Raw genomic sequence first — 267 nt, 5'->3', positions numbered from 1 at the left:
GAACCCGACCGAGCTGGTGGTGTATGGCGGTATTGGCCGGGCAGCGCGTAACTGGGAGTGCTACGACAAAATCGTCGAAAGCCTGACCAACCTCAACGATGACGAAACCCTACTGGTGCAGTCGGGCAAGCCGGTCGGCGTGTTCAAAACCCACAGCAATGCACCACGGGTACTGATCGCCAACTCCAACCTGGTACCGCACTGGGCCACGTGGGAGCACTTCAACGAACTCGACGCCAAAGGCCTGGCCATGTACGGCCAGATGAC

At 59.6% G+C, this 267-nt stretch carries 1 pseudogene; it reads left to right on the top strand.

Annotation, left to right across the window (positions count from 1 at the left end):
* Window positions 1-267: pseudogene (locus KO536_RS24110) on the top strand (urocanate hydratase); the annotation flags it as partial.

The sequence above is a fragment of the Pseudomonas sp. NKUCC02_KPG genome, assembly GCF_019345465.1.
Classification (GTDB): Bacteria; Pseudomonadota; Gammaproteobacteria; order Pseudomonadales; family Pseudomonadaceae; genus Aquipseudomonas.
This window is presented reverse-complemented; position numbering and strand designations above follow the sequence as displayed.